This is a genomic window from Streptomyces sp. NPDC006326 (assembly GCF_040612915.1).
Taxonomy (GTDB): domain Bacteria; phylum Actinomycetota; class Actinomycetes; order Streptomycetales; family Streptomycetaceae; genus Streptomyces.
In genome coordinates, this window is the sequence record NZ_JBEXRC010000009.1 from 129,635 (window position 1) to 150,835 (window position 21,201).

At 70.0% G+C, this 21,201-nt stretch carries 18 protein-coding genes, 1 pseudogene and 1 CRISPR repeat array (1 of these 20 running past the window's edge); of the genes and pseudogenes, 6 read left to right on the top strand and 13 right to left on the bottom strand.

What is annotated here, in order from left to right; translation table 11 throughout:
* Position 1: 1 nt before the first annotated feature.
* The 4 genes from ABZ128_RS10315 to ABZ128_RS10330 are packed head-to-tail and all read right to left on the bottom strand — an operon-like array spanning position 2 to position 3,798.
* Positions 2 to 1,843 (bottom strand): hypothetical protein, encoded by a 1,842-nt coding sequence (locus ABZ128_RS10315; RefSeq protein WP_356847361.1) that lies wholly within the window; start codon positions 1,841 to 1,843, stop codon positions 2 to 4.
* Positions 1,833 to 2,606: a hypothetical protein gene (locus tag ABZ128_RS10320; protein WP_356847363.1), complete on the bottom strand. Its 774-nt coding sequence runs from the start codon at positions 2,604 to 2,606 to the stop codon at positions 1,833 to 1,835. Before ABZ128_RS10320 ends, ABZ128_RS10315 begins: the two co-directional genes overlap by 11 nt.
* 2 nt (positions 2,607 to 2,608) lie before the next feature.
* On the bottom strand, positions 2,609 to 2,947 hold the full coding sequence (locus ABZ128_RS10325) for a hypothetical protein (RefSeq protein WP_356847365.1): 339 nt from the start codon (positions 2,945 to 2,947) through the stop codon (positions 2,609 to 2,611).
* A 14-nt stretch (positions 2,948 to 2,961) separates the two neighbouring features.
* Entirely contained in the window at positions 2,962 to 3,798 is an 837-nt protein-coding gene (locus tag ABZ128_RS10330; RefSeq protein ID WP_356847367.1) for a hypothetical protein, read from the bottom strand.
* A gap of 404 nt (positions 3,799 to 4,202) precedes the next feature.
* Here ABZ128_RS10330 and ABZ128_RS10335 point away from each other — a divergent pair, with 404 nt between their 5' ends.
* From ABZ128_RS10335 to ABZ128_RS10350, 4 genes are all read left to right on the top strand, one after another.
* A complete protein-coding gene (locus ABZ128_RS10335) occupies positions 4,203 to 5,243 on the top strand; it encodes an NlpC/P60 family protein (protein WP_356847369.1) in 1,041 nt (346 codons plus the stop codon).
* Complete coding sequence (locus ABZ128_RS10340) at positions 5,240 to 5,770, top strand: hypothetical protein (RefSeq protein ID WP_356847371.1); 531 nt, start codon at positions 5,240 to 5,242, stop codon at positions 5,768 to 5,770. The genes ABZ128_RS10335 and ABZ128_RS10340 overlap by 4 nt, the downstream gene beginning before the upstream one ends.
* Before the next feature lie 125 nt (positions 5,771 to 5,895).
* Complete coding sequence (locus ABZ128_RS10345; protein WP_356847373.1) at positions 5,896 to 6,306, top strand: hypothetical protein; 411 nt, start codon at positions 5,896 to 5,898, stop codon at positions 6,304 to 6,306.
* Between the two features lies 1 nt (position 6,307).
* Entirely contained in the window at positions 6,308 to 7,909 is a 1,602-nt protein-coding gene (locus ABZ128_RS10350) for a hypothetical protein (protein ID WP_356847374.1), read from the top strand.
* Positions 7,910 to 8,146: 237 nt separating this feature from the next.
* Here the strand turns inward: ABZ128_RS10350 and ABZ128_RS10355 are convergent, their stop codons facing one another.
* Entirely contained in the window at positions 8,147 to 8,860 is a 714-nt protein-coding gene (locus ABZ128_RS10355; RefSeq protein WP_356847375.1) for a CbrC family protein, read from the bottom strand.
* A 68-nt stretch (positions 8,861 to 8,928) separates the two neighbouring features.
* Between ABZ128_RS10355 and ABZ128_RS10360 the strand changes: the two genes are divergently transcribed.
* The gene (locus ABZ128_RS10360) at positions 8,929 to 10,233 is read left to right on the top strand and encodes a penicillin-binding transpeptidase domain-containing protein (RefSeq protein ID WP_356847376.1); all 1,305 of its coding nucleotides are present in this window, start codon (positions 8,929 to 8,931) and stop codon (positions 10,231 to 10,233) included.
* A 73-nt stretch (positions 10,234 to 10,306) separates the two neighbouring features.
* On the opposite strand, the gene ABZ128_RS10365 is transcribed toward ABZ128_RS10360, so the two are convergent.
* The 7 genes from ABZ128_RS10365 to ABZ128_RS10395 all read right to left on the bottom strand — a co-directional run bounded on the left by ABZ128_RS10365 (position 10,307) and on the right by ABZ128_RS10395 (position 18,206).
* Positions 10,307 to 11,353 carry a thiopeptide-type bacteriocin biosynthesis protein gene (locus ABZ128_RS10365; protein ID WP_356847378.1) on the bottom strand — a complete coding sequence of 349 codons (1,047 nt, stop codon included), beginning with the start codon at positions 11,351 to 11,353 and terminating at the stop codon, positions 10,307 to 10,309.
* A gap of 90 nt (positions 11,354 to 11,443) precedes the next feature.
* Entirely contained in the window at positions 11,444 to 12,637 is a 1,194-nt protein-coding gene (locus ABZ128_RS10370) for a lanthionine synthetase C family protein (protein WP_356847380.1), read from the bottom strand.
* Positions 12,634 to 15,543, bottom strand: coding sequence for a lantibiotic dehydratase (locus ABZ128_RS10375; RefSeq protein WP_356847382.1), 2,910 nt, complete (start codon positions 15,541 to 15,543; stop codon positions 12,634 to 12,636). Before ABZ128_RS10375 ends, ABZ128_RS10370 begins: the two co-directional genes overlap by 4 nt.
* 176 nt (positions 15,544 to 15,719) lie before the next feature.
* Positions 15,720 to 15,896 carry an FxLD family lanthipeptide gene (locus ABZ128_RS10380; protein WP_356847383.1) on the bottom strand — a complete coding sequence of 59 codons (177 nt, stop codon included), beginning with the start codon at positions 15,894 to 15,896 and terminating at the stop codon, positions 15,720 to 15,722.
* Positions 15,897 to 15,898: 2 nt separating this feature from the next.
* The gene (gene fxlM, locus ABZ128_RS10385) at positions 15,899 to 17,143 is read right to left on the bottom strand and encodes a methyltransferase, FxLD system (RefSeq protein ID WP_356847385.1); all 1,245 of its coding nucleotides are present in this window, start codon (positions 17,141 to 17,143) and stop codon (positions 15,899 to 15,901) included.
* A 215-nt stretch (positions 17,144 to 17,358) separates the two neighbouring features.
* Positions 17,359 to 18,015 carry a class I SAM-dependent methyltransferase gene (locus ABZ128_RS10390; RefSeq protein ID WP_356847387.1) on the bottom strand — a complete coding sequence of 219 codons (657 nt, stop codon included), beginning with the start codon at positions 18,013 to 18,015 and terminating at the stop codon, positions 17,359 to 17,361.
* Positions 18,012 to 18,206, bottom strand: coding sequence for a hypothetical protein (locus ABZ128_RS10395; RefSeq protein ID WP_356847388.1), 195 nt, complete (start codon positions 18,204 to 18,206; stop codon positions 18,012 to 18,014). Before ABZ128_RS10395 ends, ABZ128_RS10390 begins: the two co-directional genes overlap by 4 nt.
* Positions 18,207 to 18,681: 475 nt before the next feature.
* Here ABZ128_RS10395 and ABZ128_RS10400 point away from each other — a divergent pair, with 475 nt between their 5' ends.
* Complete coding sequence (locus ABZ128_RS10400; protein WP_356847424.1) at positions 18,682 to 20,013, top strand: tetratricopeptide repeat protein; 1,332 nt, start codon at positions 18,682 to 18,684, stop codon at positions 20,011 to 20,013.
* Positions 20,014 to 20,319: 306 nt separating this feature from the next.
* Here the strand turns inward: ABZ128_RS10400 and ABZ128_RS10405 are convergent.
* Positions 20,320 to 20,433, bottom strand: a pseudogene (locus tag ABZ128_RS10405) (UDP-N-acetylglucosamine--N-acetylmuramyl-(pentapeptide) pyrophosphoryl-undecaprenol N-acetylglucosamine transferase); the annotation flags it as partial.
* Positions 20,434 to 21,009: 576 nt separating this feature from the next.
* A CRISPR array of direct repeats spans positions 21,010 to 21,201; the repeat unit is 28 nt; it runs 387 nt beyond the window's last position.

Below are 21,201 nucleotides of genomic sequence, written 5' to 3' on the forward strand. Positions count from 1 at the left end.
GTCATCCCTCCTTTCGGGGGACCGGGGTGGGCTGCGGGCCGGAAGTCGGTGCCTCGGTCGGGGCGCCGACCGGAGCGGGTGCGGGGGACGGCTGCCTGCGCGGCGGGATGACCACGTGCCGGCCACCGCCGGCGCTGTGGTCGAGGCCGGCGTTGGCTGCCGTGTTCCCCAGACCGGACTCCAGGGAGTCCTTTCCGACCGCCGCGACCTGCAGCCCGAAGGCGGCCATGCTCAGCGCCTTGCCGCCGAAGCGGGCCGCGGACTTGGGGGCCCCTGCGCCGCCGCCCCCGACCGTGGGAGCGGCTGCGGGGGCGTTCTCCGCTTCCAGGGCCTTGGTGTAGCCGGGACCGCCGCCGACGGATCCGGCACCGCTCGGGTCGTGCCGGTATCCGCCGGAGGACGAGGAGGCGGAAGAACCGATCGAGCTGAGCCAGCCGGAGGCCATGGCAGCGCCCGCGCCGTTGGTGGTGAAGACCATGAACTTCGCCAGGGCCGGCCAGCACAGACTGGCCGCGAGGAACATGACGAAGCCGACGATCATGTTCTGTACGCCCTCGCCCGTCGACATGGCGAAGAAGCCGATCGCGAAGCATGTGACGATCGCCGGCTTCATCACCACCAGGGCGATGAACGCGTTGCGGGCCTTGGGCCACCACTCGGCAGTGGCGTCGGAGAGCTGCCCGGCGAGCGTGATGGGCATCGTCGCAATGATGATCATGATGCCAACCTGACGCAGGAGGATCTCCACCCACAGGGCGGCGATCGCCAGGATGCAGACGATCCCGACGACGATGACGACCCCGACGGCGGAGGCCGCCACGCCCTCGCCGGAAATGATCGCGCCGCCGATGGTGGCGGTCCCGCCTCCTCCCGTGATCAGACCGCCGAAGAGCGTTCCGAGCTGCTTCTGCATCGCCGCCGTCGCGGAGTCGGGCCCACTGCCCCCGCCCTCGAACGTGTAGTTGATGATCCAGGTCGACACCGCATCGGCCCAGGTCAAAGCGGTCTGCGCCACGACGAGATAGACGGAGGAGATCACCGCCCACTTGGCCAGACCGGTGAGAGCGGTAGCGGCCGGCCCGCCATCGCGGCTGACCGCGACCTTCCCGAACTGAATCAGCAACAGGAAGGTGGCGACAACAGCGGAGAGAGCCGTCATCAGCCCGGTGATGTTCCCCAGACCCGTCTTGCCGAGGTCGATCGTCGAGTTCTGGTTGAAGAGCTTCGCGAACTCCGACAGCAGCCAGACCACCGACTTGCCGATGTAGGACGCAGCCTCCTTCAACGCATTGGAGGCGAACTCGGAGAACTTGCCCGCGACCCACTCCAGCGGCCCCTTGGCGGGCGTGCCGAACTTCCCCTCTCCCGCATCCCGGCACGCCGTGAACGGCTTCCTCTCCTTCACCACGCAGTCGGTGATGTACTGGTTGAGAGGCTCGTAGTTCTTCCACTGCTTGTCGGGGAAGTCCTTGCGCCACCTCTCCACACGGCGGAGCTCAGCCTCCGTCCGGTCCTCCGGGGAGCAGTCCCGGGCACCGTTGCCGTCCGCGCCTTCACAGGGAATCGTCCTGCCGGGAATTGGCGGGTCGGCTGGACCCGGCCTGTGGCACAGATCGGTGTCGTCGATTTGCTCGACGAGGCAGTACTTCCCCTTCGGATCGAGGCCGACAACATACTGCTCCCACTCCTTGGGGATGGGGTCGGGCGGGCCCGCGGAGGAGTGGTACTTCGGATCGTCGGCCGCGATGGCGACGGACAGAGTGCATCCGGCGCTCAGGAAGGAGAACAGGGCGCAGAGCAGGACCAGAGCACGAGCGGCGCGCTGGAACCGGTCAGTCAGCATGGCGTACCTGGACCCAACCGTCGTTCCAGGCGAAGCGGCTGGTGGGCTCGTAAGCGACGGGGAACGTGCGCAGAGCGTCGAATTCGTCGGTGAACTTCCAAGCTCCGTCCTGCCACTTCACGATGAAGTCGACCATGTCTCCGCGCAGCGGGTTTTCGTCGCGGCCGCCCTTCGGTCCGGTGGCGAACCGGTCGTACGAGATCCACACCTGCATGACATGGCCCACCGGTAGGCCGGGCGCTTGTACCGTGGTGGCCCGCGTGGCGTTGACAGACGTCGTGAAAGTGATGTCGGCCGGAATGCCGCCTGAGGGGGCCAGGCCGAGGGCTTCGCGCATCTTGCGGATCTCGGAGACCCGCTTGTCGACGTAATCAGGCGAGTCCTTGGAGGCCACCGCAGTGAGCTGCTGTCTGGCCTTCTCGTCGTCGAGCCAGTCGTACTCCTCCCAGAAATAGACGACAGCAGAGATCCCCCCGCTGGGTGAGCGGGGGAAGCCCGTGGCCACCCCGTCCTTGTGCCCCGTGGGCTTGCGAAGGATGGTCTTCTGCCCCGTCTCCGGGGTCACCGGACCGGTGACAGCGGTACTCGTCGGCGCAGGTGCACTGGCCGACGGGCCGGCGTCGGCGTGTGTCTGTCCCTTGCCGTCTCGCATCAAGGTGGCGGCGGTGTAGCCGCCGGCGACCAGGAGCGCGGCCACCGCCACGGCGATGCCGGCCAGGGCGAAGCGGGCTTGGCGGGCCTTGAGTCCGGAGGAGGAGTCCACGCTCAGCTCCCCTTGGACATGGTGTATACCGCCAGGACCAGGGACGACGTGACGCCGATGCCGCCCGCCCCGATCAGGCTCCACAGCACACCCTGCTTACCCCGCGCCGCGAGGGCAGCGCGTTCCGTGTTGTGACCGATGGCGGTCAGCGCCCAGCCGCTCAGGCCCCCGAGCACAGCGAGAGTCAGGCCACCGCCTGCCGTCCACCCGAGGATCGTGCTGACCGGGCTGTTGACCGTTTCGGGGAGCGACGGCGAGAAGGCCGGCACGGGGCCATCGGCCAGAACGTGCAGACCAGGGTCCGCGGCGAGGGTGTGCAGGCTCATCAGGATCTGGCTCATCGGGTGATTCCTCGTCAGACGGAAAGTGCGGGAGCAGAGAGCGGGCGAGTGGCGGGCTGCGGGGCGTCAGGCAGCGGGTCGCCGAAGGCTTCGCGGGCGGCGGCGAGCACGGCGGTGGCCAGCTCTCCGGCCGCATGCCGGGTGCGCGTACGGATCCGGGACGGCTGGGCATGCAGTCCGTTGGCGCGGATGTCCGGGTCGTACGGCAGGTGGATCACGGCCGCCGCACGGACGGAGAGCATGGTGGCGGCTGCCCGGACGACGGCCGGCGGCCGGCCGTCCGCGGTGGCGGCGAGGACGACCACGGTGCGGTGCAGCGGCATGTCCTCGGCGTTCAGCACCATCACGGCCTGCTGCAGGGCCTGGATTCCGGCCGCAGTCGACTGCGCGCACAGCACGGGAACGGAGAACGGGAGGGCGCACCAGGTTCGGGTCAGGCTCGGGGCTCCGGAGCACCGGGACTCGATGAGGTCGTGGGCCGCCGGGTGCGAGGTGTCCGCGAGGAGGGCCTGCCATCCGCCGGCCGCGGCCAGTTGGTACCAGGCGGCGGGCTCGGCCGGCAGATCCAGCGGGGCGGCGTGCCATTCTCGTGCGTCGGTCAGCACGGCCCATGCGCCGTGGGCGGACTGCCGGACCGCTGCGGCGCTGCGGATGTCCTCACGGCGCATGGGCCGGTCCGGCGGAAGGGCGGCAAGGCCCGGCGCCTGCAGCCCGGCTCCAGCGGTCAACGCGGGCCAGGGGGATGCGAGGCGCGGCGATAAGTCCGCGACCAGGGTGTCGGCGGCCCGCGCGAGTTCGTCGGCGAGCAGGTGCGCCACGGTGGAGCGTGCGCTGCCCCCGGCGGCAGCCATGACCGGGACCACCAGGCGCGCCCGCTCCGGCAGGGTCGGCGGGCTCGCTAACGGCGAGCCGTCCCTCTTCCCCATGAATCCCCCGAAACACGTGACACAAGCCATTACTAGTGTGAATTTCACACACCTGTCGACTCAAAGACGGATCGCACCGGCACCCTACACCGGCCATTCCGACCGACTGAGGGATATTCGGCAGCCCTCTCGTGAGCAGGAATGGCATAGTGTCACGATCCGTTGCGGAACCAAAGCGAGATCAAGTACTGGCCACAGTGGCCGAATTGCTCCTTCGTGGACGCAAACAGGATGTTCGTTGGGGGGATTGAATGCGGGCGAAGCGCTGGTTAGGGTTGGCCGCTGCGGGGGCGGTGGCCACCCCTGTGGCTCTCGGGATCGGCGTGGTCATGCTGATCGCAGCGCTCGCGGAGGACGACGACAAGAGCAGCCGCGTCGGCACCTGGCCCACAGCGGGAGCGCTGAAAATCGGCGGCGCCGACGGTGTGCCCGCCCAGTACGCGCCCCTCATCCTGGCAGCGGCCGCAGCCTGTGACCAGGGACTTCCCCCGGCGATCCTCGCCGCACAGCTGTGGGTCGAGTCCAATTTCGATCCCTCCGCCGTCTCGAAAGACCGCGCCGGAAATCCGATCGCCTACGGGATCGCGCAGTTCATCCCGGACACATGGGCGACTCAGGGAGTCGACGGAGACGGAGACGGAGACAAGGACGTCATGGATCCGGTCGACGCCATCCCCGCTCAGGGCCGGATGATGTGCAGCCTGCTGAAGACGGCGAAGAAGCACTCCGAGTTCAGCGGATCACCCATCGAACTGGCACTGGCCGGCTACAACGCCGGCTGGGGCCGCGTCGAACAATTCCGCGGTCTCCCGCCGGCAAGCTTCGCCGAAGGGCAGACCTATGAGTACGTGAAGGCGATCATGGCGCAGTCAGCGCGGTACACGGCGCCCTCCGGCGGGGGCGGCCCCGTCGATCTCCCCGCGGGTTTCGCCCTGCCCCCGGACACCCCGCCGCAGGTCCGCACCGCCGTGGCCTCGGCCCTCGCGCAGAAGGGCGGCTGGTACCAGCTCGGCGGCGACTGCACCGACGCGCTCGGCACCAAGCCGCAGCACTGGTGCGACTGCTCCTCCCTCATGCAGCAGGCGTACAAAGCGGCAGGCATCTCCATCCCGCGCGTCACCTACGATCAGGTGAACCTGCCGATCCACGTCGACCTGGACAACCCGAAACCCGGGGACCTGGTCTTCAATGCGGGGTCGGACGGCTCGGCCGCCAGCCCCGGCCATGTCGGCATGTACATCGGCTCAGGCCTGCTCATCGAGTCGCCTCGTACGGGGGTCCGTACGCGCATCGTCTCGTACGGCAGCTGGCGCAACTCCTCGAACCACATGACCCGGGTGACCGCGGTACGACGGGTGGTGAGCTGGTGAGCGACGACGTCTTCCTGCCGTGGGGCGTGGTCACCCCGGAGTTCTGGACGGTGACCGAGGCCGTCCCCGGCCTGCGCGCTCCCTCGAACGTCCCGGTGGCCGAGCGGATCGCGGAAATCTCCGCCCTGGCCACGGAGGGCGCCCTGAAGAAGGCCACGCTGCTCGCCGGGCAGCTCGACGAGGACCACACCGCCGCTTGCGGCGGGACGGTCACCACAGCCACCGCCGACATCCGTGAGATCCGCGGCTACCTGGCCAGCCTGAGCGGTGATCACCGGGCGGCCGTGGGCTGGTACCTGCACATGGTCCGCCTCCGCGCCGGCCTGCACGGGCCCCATCACCCCGACACCGAGGCAGCCGTACGCCGTACGTACAGCCTCTGGCGGGGAATCGGAAACCCGGTACTCAGCCACCGTCTCGGCCAGGAGCTGCTGACCTCGGTCATCGGCCTCCAGGGGCCGCACAGCGCGGCTGCCGTACGCATCCGCCAGGTACTCGCGAGACCCGCGCTCGAACCTCCTGCCTAGCCGTGCACCCCGAACGGGTGCCCCGGTTTCCACAACCAGGTGGTTGTCCACAGCCTTTCCACGCGCCCCGGCTCCGGGTGGGACGATCACGCAATGCCGACCTCGACACAACGGAAGGAACCTCGATGCCCTCATCCGCCCTGATGGGTCTCTCCGCGCAGCTCGACTCCGACGACACACTCACGGTGCTGGCGGCGGCCTGGGACGTCTTCACTCTGGCCGCACAGCTGTCCAGCGCGATCACCTTCGAAGAAAGCAGCGACGAACTGCAGGCGATGATCGCCACCCAGAAGTGCATCGAAGGCCGCAGCCGACTGCCCCTTCCCACCACCGGCGAACCCGTCCCAGCCCCCGATCCAGCGCCGGGCGCCGCGGGCCTGACCCCGTACGTGCAGCTGCTCAAGCACGTAGGAAGATCGCTCACACACCTGGCCGCGACAGCGGAAGGCAGCGAGGAAGGCAAGCATTCGCTGGTCCTCACGTCGGAGCTGGCCGAGGGCGCCGCTGCGGCACTCGTCGCCGTACGGGGGCATTGAGGTGACGACGTTAGGCGAGCTGTTCGACGCCGCGATCACCCAGCTCCAGGACGCAGCCCGCGAACCGATGCCGGCTGTCGGCCCGGGAGAGCGAGCGGCGTTGGCTGGACACGTCGACACGGTCCTGCAGCAGGTCAGACGGGGCCTGGGCCCCGGGGCCTACACGCCGGTAGCGACGACGGAGGAGCGATTCCTTACATCGGCTGAGAAGGACCTCGCGGGCTGGCTGACGCAGGCTTCGACGTGGCTGGGCCGGGCACAGGGCTACCTGGCTCCGGGAGTTGACGGCGCAGGACGCGCCGGTGCGCGGATCAAGGGTGCCGCCCAGGCCATTGGAACGGTACGTGACACCATCAGCAGTCACCTCGGCCCGGACCGGGCTCCGCTCACGCCGTACGCCTACCTCCTACGGCATCAGAGCGCCTTCGACTACCTCTCCGGTCGTTACGCCGAGGTGACGCGGGCGGCGGGGCAGGTCGTGCACCGGATCGCCCAGAACAGCGAACACCCAGGGGCTGCCGAGGCCTTCGAGGCAGCTCGCGTCTCCCTGGACAAGGCCTCCGTACTCACCCGAGCCGCGACCCGCGAGGCCGGTGCACACTGGGCGGCGTTCCCGCTCGCCCTGCCGGTCCTGCCCGTCCAGGCCACGCCGAGCGATCCCACGAGCGCGGTGACCACGCGCCTCGCGGAGGACAGCGAGCGTCTCTCCCGGGCCGCCTACGCGGCACTGCACGACCGCGACGAACAACGTCTGAGCGGCTCCGACCTCAAGCAGCTGTCCCACTGGACGTCGATGGCACGCCTCTTGGCCGGCCGGATTGCGCTGAAGACTGCTGAAGAACTTCCGGCCGGGGACGTCGCCGGCGCCTTCAAGGACGCCGCCGGTGCCCTACGGGAGTCCTCCCACGCATGGCAAGACGCGGTCGGCAAGTGGCTGGTGGTGGTCGACACCAGCGATCCTCGCGAGCACCCCGCCCTTGCGCCCCCCTCCTACGAGGTGGTCCGCCACGGGCGGGTCGCCCGGATGCCTTCGCCCGACCCGCACCCGGCCACGGTGATCTCACGGACATCAGCCACGCGCCTGGGGCAGCTGCTGTTCGGCGCAGAGTGGACCCCGGATCACGGACCAGGGCCAAGACGATCGGCCGCCGACATCCTCGCGGACGCCGGTGGACCAGGCCCTCTGGCAGCCTCGTTGTACCGGCTGCCCTCAGCCGGATGGCAGATGTCAGCCGCAGCCCCATGGACGATCAAGCGAGCGGGAGCCACTTTGGTGTCCAACGCCCCCGGCCACCGACCAACGGACTGGAACAAGGCGTTTCGCTTCTACCCGGTGCACAGGCGCGAGGTGGAAGCGCTGACGGCGGCCTACTCCGCAGTGATGGCTGCGGAACAGAGAACCGCAGGGACGCTGCTCGCTGCGGCCCGCCGAGCCGGCACCACCGTCCCCCGCGCCGTACTCGATGCTTCCGCACACCAGGCCATCGCCGCCGAACAGCGCTGGGCCCCACCCCACCAAGTCCAGGCACCGCAACGCCCCGTACCGAGAGCGTCGGTCCCACAGGACCTGATGACGGTCCGCCGCCCGGGCCCACGACGTTGATGCCGCTCGGGCATGCTGCGGCGTGAGGCTCTCCTGGTCTGGTGGGCGAGGCCAAGGCCAGGACATGCCGCCCGGGGAATCCAGCGGTATGAGGCGGCATCCCCGCGCGGGTGTGGGGAACAGTTGGCGTCGTAGCTGACGCGGGACCTCACCGCGGGGTCACCCGCAGGTGCGTAGGGACGACGCATGGACGCCCTCCCCCAGCTTCCCGTTTAACCTCGGACTGCGTTGGCTGCCTTATGTGGCGTCCGAGTATGCGAGGTGGATTCCGCAAGAGCGGCACCTGAATAGGTACGCGGTCGGCTGGCCGTCCTTGGACAGGGCGCTGATGTACTTCTCGATCTGAGCCGAGGGCCACGACTCTGCGAGGTCTTCGCGGAGGGCAGTCAGGGCTTCTGGATAGTTGGCGAGGTCTGCGGCGCTGGCAGTTCCGAGGAATGCTGCGCCGTCGCCACAGTGGACCAGCCAGCGTTCCTGCTGCCATCCGGCAAATCCGGGCGTGCGACTGGTGATCTTCAGCAGGCGGTCCACGGGGACGTCATCCACCACGTCAGTGAACTGGGCCTCGAAGCGTTCTGCGGCGCTTCCGTCGGCGATGCACCAGGGACAGAGCTGCCCCCGAAGGTCCTCGACTGCGAACACCGGACCTGTGTAGGCGTAACCGCGTGCCTGACCACAGCATGGGCACGTGGCTTCCGAGCGCACGACAGCACCGGTGGCCACGGGGTCCGGGTGGTAGGGAAAGACGGGAAGTTCTGTCACGGCCGGGGACCGTATCAGTCGACGGTCCGGCCGGACTGGTGGGCCCGGTCGGCATCTGCCGCCCCGCCACGTCTGGGTCTGGTGCCTGTCCCGTCGTGGGTGGGGCGGCTGTAGGCCTCGCCGGTGGCAAGGACTCGGCCCACGCCGTAGCGGGTGGCGGTGCAGCGGTTCTTCGAGCCAGCCGCCCACGCAGTTCAGCTACCCCGGCTGCGGGCATCGCCGCGGGTATGGATCTTGTCGACCTCTAAAATGCAGGCATGCCCCTTCGCCTCCGTCCCTCTGGCGTCTTACTCACCGCGCTCGCCACCCTGCTCGCCATGTCCGTGTCAGGGTGTACCGCTGAGGGAGGGGCCCCAACGACAGCCGGCTCGACGGCTGGGGGCAAAGCCGGGGAAGCAACGCCAGATGCGAAGCCGCGCGCTCCCAAACAGGACGGAAGCCCCGGCGACATCCTGGTCGCCGGGCGCCCCATCACGGGATCGGAGCGGTCCGGCATCCCCAAGGCTCCGTTCAAACGCACCTACACCGACGGTGAGCTGTACGCCGCGGTCACGGGGTACTGGTCCATGGCCTTTGGTTCTTCCGGGCTTGATGCTCTCCTGGCGGACGACATCAAGGCGGGCAAGGATGTGGTGACCACCATCGACCCGGCTGTGCAGCGTGCCGCCTATGACGGACTACGAGGTCAGCGTGGAGCCGCGATCGTCCTCGACGCGGAAACGGGCGACATCCTCGGGCAGGTGAGCACCCCGTCGTACGACCCCGGTTCCTTCAGCGGGAACTCCATGGCCGATCAACGGGCGTGGGTCCAGGTGAAGGACCTCGACGACAGGCCCCTCACCAACCGGGCCCTGCGCCACGTGGACAACCCAGGGTCGGCCATCCACGTCCTGGTTGCGGCCGCAGCCCTGGAGAAGGGCCTCCTTCCGTCGGTGGACACGCCCACCCGGAGCCCGGCCGTCTACGTCGCCCCGAACAGCACCACCCAGTTCTCCGGCGATCCGGCTCACTGCACCGACGCCACCCTCCGTGCTGCCCTGCGGTACGCGTGCGCGAACGTCTTCGCCGGCATCGCTTCCGACCTCGGCGCCGACGCGCTGGCATCGACGGCCCAGACGTTCGGGTTGAACAACGACATGATGGATACGCCGCTGCGTGCCTTCGACAGCACCTGGCCGAAGAAGCCCGAGAATCCCACCCAGCTCGCCCTCATGGCCAACGGCCTGTTCGAGGTGAAGGCGACCCCGGTGCAGATGGCCATGGTGATGGCCCTCCTCGTAAACGGCGGGAGTCGCGTCCATCCCAATCTCGTCACCGGTTCGAAGGCCGCTGTGCCCGCCCAGCGGGTGGTCGCCCAGCGCACTGCGGATCAGCTGCGGTCGGTCCTCGGTGACTCGTTCGGCACGTGGGTGCCTTCCGCATCGGCCGCCTGGGCGTTGTCAGCCACCCGGACCCCGGCTGGCCGGTCGGTGGCCATCGCCGTTTACATCTCCTCGCCCGCCGACTCCACGGCGCAGGCCGGACAGGTCGCGGAACGGATCTCCTCAGCCACTCGAAAGTAGGCTGTGACGCGGTCCGGGTCCAGGCCTGCGTTGGCGAGTTCCAGGGCGTCCCGAAGGATAACCAGTGGCCAGGTCAGCGCTTACACGGTCGTCCTTCTCGACGCGGTCGATCACCGGGATGGCCGGGGTGCGAGGAAGAACCGCACTGCAGGGGGGCGTCCGGGTTCATCACTGTGTGCGTGGCGGCATGGGCAATGAGGGCCTGGAGGCGGGCGCTGAGCCCAAGCCGGTTCCAGTGGAAGATCACATGGTGTCCGAGAACCTGCCGCAGGCCCCGTTCGAGAGACCCGGCTGCTGCAGCCTCGCCGAGGGCACGTCCTGCGGTCTCAAAAGCGCCGAACCACGGCGCGATGGCTTCCAGCGTGCCGTCGGGGGCCAGGAGAGGGGAGGGGTCGGCGTTCATCAGCGTGCGGATACCGTGGCCGAGTTCGGCAAGCTGGATGGTCGTCACGTCCGCCGGAAGGGGCCGCAGGCGAGAAACCTTGTCCCAGACGTCGCCCTGCTCGAACCACTCCAGGCCCGCGGCTCGGAACAGTGCGCAGAGCAAGAGCACGGACAGTTCGCGGCGACCCATGGGCGGCTCGGCATCCTGGATGTGGTCAAGGATGTGGATGCTGTCGGCGTGGAACAGGGCGTGGGCGATGTCCATGGCGTCCGGCCCTCCGAAGGCGGGAACCTCGGGCTCGTAGACGGTCGGCCACCAGCGGATGATCGATCGATGTTCCACGAGGGCGTCGAGGATGCCCGCGAGGACGTGTGGAAGCCGGTCGGTCCTGTGGGGTCCGGGCAGGGCGCGCAGCCGCCACTGGGGGGCCTTGCGGACGAACCACCAGGCGCCGACGAGCCCGGCTCGTTCTGCATCGGCGAGCCTCCGGGCGAGTAGGGCGGCGGCGTCCTCACAGCGGTTCCAGTCGGGGAACTCGACGCGGACCTGGTGCCAGTCGAGGCGAGCGGCCTGCGCAGCCAGAGCGTCCCGTCCGGCGGCCCGGTACAGGGCGACGGCGTCGCCCAGTTCCGCGGGGTCGATGCCCGTGCGAGCGGCGATGTCGGGAACCGGCTGGCCGGTGAGGACGGCGAGGACCGCGTGCTCGGTCTGCTGGGAGGCGGAGGGGGTGTTCATCGGGGCTGGGGTCCTCTCCAGAGAAGGGGGCGGGAAGCAGGCGGCCGGCGGGTATAGGGCTGGAGCACCTGCGCACCGTCTGGGGCCTGGCTAGTCGATGAGGAGGCACGCGTCCCAGTGGGAGGCAGGAGGCCGGTCGTTGAGGGCGGTGGCCTGGGCCAGAGCCTGGCCGGCGGCGCCCTCAAGGAAATCGGGGCTTCCGGAGGCATGCTGGCTGGTGAGGGTGTCGGCAAGACGGCGGGCGTCGGCATCAAGACCGGGTGCGCGGGCGTCTTGGGCGGCCCGCCACACGGTCTGGAACAGGCCGGCCGTACCGTGGCACAGGCCGGAGGCGGTGACATGGACGAGTTGGCTTTCGTCAGCGAGGCAGGCGCCCAGCGCGTGCTCGGCGGCGCGCTGGCGGCCGGTGTCGGCGGTGGCGATGGCGGCGAGCTGGAGGGCGCGGGTGATGCCGGGGGTCCCGTAGCACCAGGATGGCCGGCCCGGGCCCGAGCTGTGCGGCCGTTCGGTGGCGGCTTCCTCGCGGGTGATCGTCTCCGGCCACCACGGGCCACGCTCCCCGTGCTGCTGCCACCGGTCGAGCCAGGTGGTGATGGCGTGGACGGCCTCCCGCTGGCCGTCCACGACCGCGCCCCGGCGCAGGGCTTGGGCGAGGAGGGCGAGGGGGCCGGTGATGCCGTGGGCCATGCCGAAATTCGCGTGTCCGCCGGACGTATAGAGGCGGTGGGGATCGTGGGCGCACCACCAGCCCGGCAGTCTCTCGCCGTCCACGGTCAGTGGGTGGGTCAGGGCGACGAGGTAGGAGAGGACGGCGGCCAGGGCGTCATCGCCGGGGGTGTGGTGGAGCAGGTGCACGCCGATGCCGGCGAGTCCGTGGAGGAGGTCGTACTCGGCGAACGCTGCCGGTTCGCCGCGCCGGATGCGGGCGTGGGCGGCCTGCACCCGGCGGTGTGCGATGGCGGCGGTGGCGGCGTCGAGCTTGTCGCGGGCCGCGCGGTAGCGGTCCTGTCCGTCGGCTCCGGCCGCGTGCAGGACGAACGCCAGGGCCGGGGCCCCGTAGGTGAGGCATGCGGAGTCGGTTGCGGTCACCTCCGACCGGGTCGCGGCCGCCAGCCACGCCCTCGCGGGGTCCCAGCCTCCGGCGCCGCTGAGGGCCTGCTCGATGTGCCACAGCGCCACTCCGGCCGGGCCCTTGGCCAACGACTGGGCCAGCGCCGTGCCCTGCCCTTCGTCGGGGGCGTGCAGGTGGCGGTATCGGGCCTGGAGAGCGGTTGCCGTGTTCACGGGCGGCGCTTCCGACGGTGGGTGTGCCCGAGGGCGACGGCGCGGGCGAGACGGTGGGTGGTCCGCTCAGCTTCGGAACCAGCGCCGACGGCACGCAGGTGGTGGAGCTGGAGCAGCGCGCGCAGCACGGTCGCCGGGTCGTGCTCGGCGGCCAAGGCGTGCCGGTAGGCGGTGAGCGCTTTGGCGCGGGCCGCCCACGCGGCCGTGACAGGATGCCCGTCCGGCTGGCGGCGCCAGGCGGCATCGGCCGCTGCGAGGGCCTGCGCCTGCCGGGAGAGCCCGGCGTCCAATGGTCCGCGTTCGCGCGGCAGGTGCGCGGCCAGCCAGGACCATCCGTCACCAGGGGTGGGCGCGAAGGCGGTGGCGAGGTCGGCGAGGGAGACGGCGGTGAGCGCTTCGACCGGGGTTCCGGTGCGCACTGCGTACGCGATCTGGGCGAGGGCGGCGGCGCTGTCGGCCGCGAACACCAGCTCGGCGGCTGCACGGGCCGGACCGTGGCCAAACCGGGCGTTCTGTGGCTGGTGGGTGGTCAGGTCCAGGCCGGAAGCGAGCTGTTGGCGACGCAGCTCGTCGGCCCAGGCGCCGAGTCGTTCGGTGGCGTGCCCGTAAGCGGCCTGGTCGGGGAGCCGCAGGACGAGCGTGAGGTGTGAGGCGTGGTCGCGGTGGCGAGTGAACCACCACGGTGGGGCAACCTGCCATCCGGCCAGCAGCCGGGGCAGGTGCTCGGTGAGGATCTCGTCCTGCCGGTCACGGTGCCCGTACAGACGAGCGCGCACCGTACGGGAGGCCCCAGGTAACTCTGCCACTGGCATCAGGACAGGGAGCGCGACCCGCCGGGCAGCGGTGGCAGCCGTGCTGTGCAGGACGGTGAGGAACTCGTGGGCGCGACCCATGAACCCGCCCGCGGAAGGTGACATGGAGCCTGCGGCCGGCGAAGGCGCTTCGCGCACTTCCACCTCCCGGGCCTTGTTGAGCCGGGCCCGCAGCAGTTCCCGGTGCAACGGCACGTTCAGATCCAATGGCAGCCGCATCTCCGTCTCCACGAGAACGACGCGGGCCGGCAGCTTCTGCCGGGTGCGCCAATGGTCGAACGCCTCCTCCCACACGAGCCGCTCGGCGGACGGGCCGGGCAGTTGGGCGGCGACCAGGAGCCAGCGGGCCGGGGCGAGGACAGTCCGGCCGTGCCGCAGGCGGGGCAGGTAGGGGAGCCGGGCGGCGGCGCCCCATTCGGGAAGCCGCCATACAGTACGGCGGGCTCCGGAAACTTCGGCGAGGAACCGCACCAGCGGAGGCGTCAGTACGCGGGGTTCCAGCGCGTGCAGGACCCGAGGCTCGACCAGCTGGCCGGTGGAGGCCCGGATGAGGTAGAGGTGTTCGGGGTCGCAGGTGACGGCGAGGTCGTTCAACGCGATGCTGCCCGGCCCCTTTTCAGGCCAGCCGAGCGCGATGGCGTGCTTCAGCAGGCGGGGAACACGGGTGACGTTGGTGCTGCGGCGTCTGCGGGGCGGGAAGACCAGCTGCGCGGGCAGCGGCCCGGGCGGCCCGGCGAGGGCGGCGGTCAGCCGGTCGGCGTCAGAGCCGGGCAGGAGGTCGACGAACCGTCCAGCCATGGAGGAGGCGGGACGGGCCGCGGAGGTCAGCCACACCTCAAAACGGCCCCGCCGTACGTCATCCGCGGTGTCTGCTTGGAGCTGGAAAGCGACCTCGACACACGGCGGCGGGACCAGCTCGGCCGCGTCCACCACGGCCAGTTCGGCGATGAGCTCCTCGGTGAGGACCACCTCCCGGGCCCCGTCGAGGGCGGCTTGTTGGGCGAGGGCCAGGAACGCTTCGTCACGGGCGGACAGCGTTCGGGCCGGGGCCGGGCGGTCGGCGCCGAGGTAACCAGCCGGCCAGCCGAGCCCGGCGTCGCCGACCAGCTCGGTCACCGGCACGGCTGCGCCGTCCCCGTACGTCTGCAAGAAGCACTGGTGGTAGTCCGTCCACGCCGGAGGACCCGAGGGGTACGGCGAGAGTCGTACAAGGGCGGACGCTGCGCTCGCGACCTCGGACAGGACTGCCTCGGGGACGGTGATGTTCGCGTCGAGGGCGGTGTCCGGCCAGGACGACGAAGGACTTCCGACCGTCTGTCCCGCGAGGGTGGGCACCGGATCGGCAGCGGCAGGAGCGGTCACCGCGTTAAGGACTCCGACGGGGTCAGTGGCGGTGGCCGCCTCGTCCAGAGCCGACAGCAGCACGCCGTGCTCCAGCAGCTGCGCCAGGAGCCGGCGCACGGTGGCGCTGTCGACGTGGGGGAAGTCGGCAGAGACGGCTTTGACCACGTCGGCGAACACGGCAGGGGTCGAGGCGGCGGCGAGCGCGGAGCGCACGGGGCCGGTAGCTGCCACGGACACCTCTAGCGGAGCCAGCCCCTTGGCGGGCGTACGGCCGGGCGCGACGATCCGCCCGCCCCGGGTGACGGCTGCTGGATTCGCCGCGACGGGCAGCCACTCCAGGCTCTCGGGGTTGGCGGTGAGCTGGTCGGCGACCGCCCCCAGCCAGGTGGCGTCCGGGCGCAGTACGGTGCGGTGTCCGCCGCCCCACTGGGCGCCGGGCTGCGGGCCGGTGCGCGCGGGTGCTACGCCGGCGAAGTGTCCGAAGGGGGTCGCTCGGCCCTGCCAGCGCAGCAGGTAGGCGGCGGTGGAGTGCACAAGCCGCCGGACCTCCTTTACCCCTGGCGAGTCGGCGGTCAGCATGGCGACGCTCTGCGTGGCCAGGACGAGGCTCGCGGCTTCGAGCGCCTGGCGGGCCTGCGGATTTTCCCAGACGGCTGCCAGCCAGGTCCGCCCGCGCTCGGCGGCTCCGGGCCCGCAGAGGTCTACTTCCGCTTCCGGGACGCCTGTCCCGGGATAGGTGGTGGCTCGCACCAACAAAGCTCGCGTGGGTCGGTACAGCCGCGCTCCGCCCGCCATGTCCTGTGCCTCCTCGATGTCGTCGTGGTGCCGCCGGACACACCGTCGTGTGCCCGGCGTCGGGTGGTGGGAGGTGAGGTGGAGCACCGCGGCCGGCACTGGTGCTCTACCTCACCTCGCGGCGGCCCCGGTCAGGCAGCGTCGCCGCTGAGAGAGACGCAGGCGGTGGCGCCGTTGGCGCAGGTGCTGCCGCAGCCGTCGCCGGTGTCCTGCAGGAGGCTTGCGATGGGCGCTCCCGCCTCGACCACCCGCACGTCGAGGTCGAACTCGCTGGCGCAGGTCGTGGCCTGCTGAATCTGGTGTGCCATGATCACTTCCCCTTCTCGGTGATGGTGCTCTTGCTGACCTGGCCCTCCTGGGGCCAGGAGATGACGATGCGGCGGTGCCGCTTGGTGATGACCCGCCCGGGGGGCAGGTCGGCCTCGGGGGTGCCGGCCGGGTAGACGTAGATGACCGGCTCGTCCTGCCGGTGATCGCGATCCCACGTTTGGAGCTCCTCGGCGAGGGCGTCGGCCACCTCTGCCGCATTCGGCCCGTAGCCGTGGACGCCGAACTCGGCGCCGTCCCCGGTCCGGCGGATGGCCAGGTAGGCGAGGGAGTCGCCGTCGAGGAGGGTGATGTTCGCCCGCTTGTTCTGCGGGGCGACGAGGCCGGTGTCCATCTCGGTGTCCACGGACATCAGGCAGAATCCGTCGAGGGCCGAAGCCAGCCACATCTGCATGCCCTTGATGGGCTCGCCCGGCGCGACGGTGACCCCCGTCCATTTCTCCACCCGGTCGGTGTCGAACACGCCGTTCAGGGCGTCGGGGTCGGCCGGCCATCCCTCATCGAAGCGGAGCCCGATCTCCTTGCCCCGGATCAGCAGCAGGCGCTCGATGTGCTCGCCCTCGCCCTGCATGGTGACGAATCCGCAGACCTCGGCGGACCGGGAAACGAGGCGGTCGCCGTCGCGGTCGAAGCTGATCGAGCGGGTCAGGCCGCGCGTGCGCAGCGGCACGACCAGCCGGCCGTCCTCTGCAAGCTGATCCGTCCATGCAGGGGGGATGTCCCAGGCCCCGACGGTCACGATCAGCCGGTCCAGAGTGCCGGCGTCGGGGAGGCCGTGCTCGGCGTCCGCGAGGACGACCCGAACCCCCTCGTACCCGTTCGCGTCCAGCAGCCGTCGGGCGCGGTCGGTAACGTCACGGTCGATGTCGATGGTGACGACCGAGCCGTCCGGTCCTGCCACCTCCGCCATCAGAGCCGCGTTGTAGCCACCGGAGCCGACCTCACCGAGCCGCATTCCCGCCTGGATCTCAGCCTGCTCCAGCATCAATGCCTGGACGTCGGGGGCCGAGACGGAGCTGACGTCGATGCCGTGCTCGTTCTTCTTCGTGGCCACGGCATCGTGGGCGGCGTACGCCTGGACGAGCGTTGCCTCCGGGGCGAAAGCATGACGGGGAACGGTCCGGAAAGCGGCCTCGACCGCCTTGCTGCGGATGGTGCCCGCCCTGACGAGCTGGTCCACCATTGCGGTACGCAGCGCCTCGGGGGAGGCAGTTGCACCATGGGTCATTCGGCTACCTGTCTTCTTGTCGTGGTGGAGTGGTTGGAAGCCCCCGCCCGCCAGCCCCTCAGCGGGTCGTGGGCCGGGACACCGCACGTGGAGAACTGCGGTGGGGGTGGGACGGTGTGCGGCGACGCCAGCAGGCCGCCGTCCCGGCGCCCGGGTACGCGCCGCAAGGCGCGACAGCCCCTGATGACTGGCGCAAACCCCCTCGGTGATGTGGCTCAGTAGCCTGTCGGGCCGGTAAGCGCCAGGGCTGTGAACTCGCTCGACCAGTCCAGATCCCAGCGTTCTGTGTGCAGCCACCCCTTCCGCAGCTGTTCGATCAGCTCGTTCGGGTAGCCGCGGAAGTAGCCATCGGGCTGCTTTTCCCATACCTGCACCACCACGTAGACGACGCCCGTCCGGGGCCTGACCCAGCGTCGGGCGTCCGTCATGAAGCGGTGCACATCGAGGTACGGCAGCACCAGCCGGCAGGCCAATACGTCCACGCCGCCCGGCACCAGTGCCTGAGGTGCGTTGCCCGTCAGGAAGTCGTGAACTTCGAAAGACAGCCGCTTCTCGCCGGACCAGGTCTGGCGGGCGCGCTCTACCGCAACCGGCGACCAGTCGTAGCCAGTCGTGCAGAGGCCCTCGCGGGCGAGTGCCGTTGCCAGCACCCCCCAGCCGCTGCCCACGTCTACAGCCGTATTCATCCCCGCCCCGAGGACGTGCCGCTGGATGCCATCGAGCTCGTACATGGTCAAGGGCAGGTGTTCCTGCGGATGCGATGCCGAGTAGAAGCGGTCCCAGGCGGTGCGCTTGCGCAGGGCGTCGATCGGGTCAGCCGGCACGGGGGAGGACGAGCCAAGCGAGTTCGACAGGGTCGGCAGCCTGCTCACTCTGTGCCGCCCTGGCAAGTCGGGCGGGCCTCACCGGCGCCAATCGCCGAAAGGTACTCGTTGCCGGCATCGACAAAAAGGTCCTTGGAGGTTTCCAGTTCTTCCAGGACCCGCCTTCCCCGTAACTCCTGCTGCGGCGTGCACACGGGCAGCCGGCCCGGTTCCTCCGCCCTTGTGTGCTCCATGGTCATCGTCCCCTCTCTCCCTCGCGTACCAGTACGCGACCATCAGTCCGAACACGATCAGCACGGTCAACGCCTGCAAGATCCACTGTCGCCAGCCCAACCGGAACCACCGATCCGCCCACCGTGGCCTGTCCATCCAGCCCCGTCTCGAAATGGGCGCGGCCCATGACCTTCTCCCGACCGCCGGCCGCGCAAAACCACAGCGGCCGGTTCGGCGGGCTCGGATCGTGCAAGGCGAGGGTGCGTCCGCTCGCCCCGCGCTTCCGGCACGGCAGGGAGGGGGGTGCTCATGTCCTGGCTCCTGTCCGACGGGGACGCAGCGGGCCGCAGCGCGGCGCGAGGAAGGGCCTGCGACCCGCTGCTGGGGGGACGTCCGCCCCAGTGGGGACGGCCTGGTGTTCAGTCAACCGGCAGCCACGGATAGTGAGTACGGTTGGAGCGGGACTGGACCGTGAAAGCCGTGAAAGTTCGGGGGACGACAATGACGGCACGCACACCGAACACAGCCTTAGCGGCCCTCTTCGACGAAACCGGTTGGTCGCGGGGGCAGTTCATCCGGGCCATCGACCGCGTGGGCGCCGAGGTGGGCATCTCCTTCGGCTACGACGAGACAGCCATTCCAAAGTGGCTCGGCGGGACGTTGCCGCGTAAGACGGTCCGGCCGCTGATCCTCGAAGCGCTGTCACGGAAGCTGGGCAGGCCCGTCACCGCCTGCACGGCCGGTTTCGCCGAATCGCCCGAGCTTTCGGATCAGTCGCCGGATACCGTGGCTGGACTGGTCGATCTCGGGAGCGCAGACATGGACCCTTCACGAAGGAGTGTTCTCCGCGCGGGACTGTTCTCGGCTGCTGCGATTATCCCGGGCTGGCCGGACGTACAAGGCAGGCTTGAGCGGATCCAGGCCGACCCCCACACCCGGATCGGGATGGCGGACGTTGACACGATCATCGCGATGACCGAGCACATAAGCGATATGGACGACAAATTCGGGGGCCGAATGGCAAGGCCCGTGGCTGCCGCGTTCCTCGTGAACACCATCGTTCCGGCACTCAAGGCCACCGCCTCCGACAGCGCAAAGAACGCGCTGCGCTCGGCCGCCGCCGATCACTGCTACCTCACGGGCTACATGGCGATGGACGAGCGCCAGGACGGCCTCGCCCAGCAGTACTACATGAAGGCCCTCGAACTGGCCGGAGCCGCAGGTGACCACCTCACGTACTGCACCACGTTGCGCGGGATGAGCGTTCAGGCCGTAGACCTCGGTCACGGTCCCCTCGCGCTACGCCTGGCCGACGCCGCCGCTTCCGCCTCCCCGCAGGCCGGGCCGAGGATGCTCGCCTTCCTCACCGGACAGCAAGCCCACGCCGCCGCCCAGACCCGGGACCGCACCGGCGCCCTCATGCGGATCAAGGAAGCGGAGACCGCGATGGAGAAGGCGGAGTCGAGGGCGAAGGCCTTCGGCTCATACGACCCTTCGGCGCTGAACTACCACATCGGACAAGTCCGGTACGAGCTGGGCGACGTCGCCGGGTCGATCGATTCCATGGAGCTGGCGGATCGGTTGAGGGAGCCCGTCTACCGCCGGACCCGTGTGCGGTACAACGCGATGATCGCAGAACGGAAGCTGGAAATCGGGCGACTGGAAGAGGCGTGCCGTGACTGGCACCGAGTCCTGGACGACTACCCGCTCGTACAGTCCGGACGGTGCGACGACCGGGTGAGGACCATGCTCTCCTCCCTCCGCCCGCACCTCGGCAATGCCCACGCCAGGGAGGTGTACGAGCGGGGCCGCCCGCTGCTGCGGTCAGCCTGACCCGGGAACGACGAGACCCCCGCCGACCAGCGGGGTGCCGGTGCCTTGTGCCGGCCTGACGCGACCAGGAGCCGTGTGTCATTGCCGGACGGGCTCGCGGCAATCCGTTCGCGTGGCGTCTCCCCGGCCACCTACGGTCTGCAACACGCCAGCCAGACCGGTATGCAGGTAGGAGACCAGGTCCGGGAACACGACCCCATCGAGGCCGGACGACCCGCCTGCACCCCCGGCCGGGACGGCGCGGCATGCGCGATAGTCATGTAGGCGGGCCGATGCTGTGGCCCCTGCCGAGGGCACGGCTCAGCCGGACGCCGCTGACAGGAGCCACGGGAGCACATCCCAGACGACGCCGTTGATCTCCTGGGCGCCCTGAGCTCCGCCGGTGATATCGACCGTCGGCAGCCGCCGGTCGAAGCCGTGCGAGGCTGCGAGTTTCCCCGTATGGGCGGGGCGGGGGCGAACCCCTCGGGCCCCGGCCAGGGCCGGCCGTTCGCGGGTGAGCTGGTGAGTGGGGACAACTTCGGTCCCTGGGGGGTGGTGACGCCCGCTTTCTGGAAGGTCTCGGCTGAGCCTCCGGCTCCGGTTCCCGTGAGGCGGAGGTGGCTGAACGGATCGCCACGATCGCCACCTTCGCTGCAGAAGGAGACCTCGACAAGGCCGTGCTGCTGGCCGAGCAGCTCGATGCGGACTACACGGGCCGTCGACGGCCACACGGTCACCCCGGCCCTTGCCGACATCCGGGAAGTCCGCGGCTACCTGGCCAGTTTGCGCGGGAACCAACAGTCAGCCGTGGGCTGCTACCTGCACATGGTCCGCCTCCGCGCTGGCCGCCCTCATCCATCTCCAGCATGCGCGGGTCCGACGGCTCGGCGTCCAGCCCCTGGCCACGTGGGTATGTGCGCGACACCATTGGCAGCCACCTCGGGCAGCTGGGGACGGGCCGCCGCCCGGGCCAACGGCGCTGACACCACACCGTCGGCACTTGCCTCGTGGGCTGGGTCATCCCCGCGCGCGTGGGGAGCAGCCCGCAGGGCAGCGCTGGGGGCAATACAGCGTTGGGGCATCCCCGCGCGTGCGGGGAGTAGATCGCCATCGCGTCGTCGCCGCGATCAAGACCGGGTCATTCCCGCGTGTGCGGGGAGCAGGCATGGTGCCGTGGTCCGGGTAGAGCGCCCATGGGGTCATCCC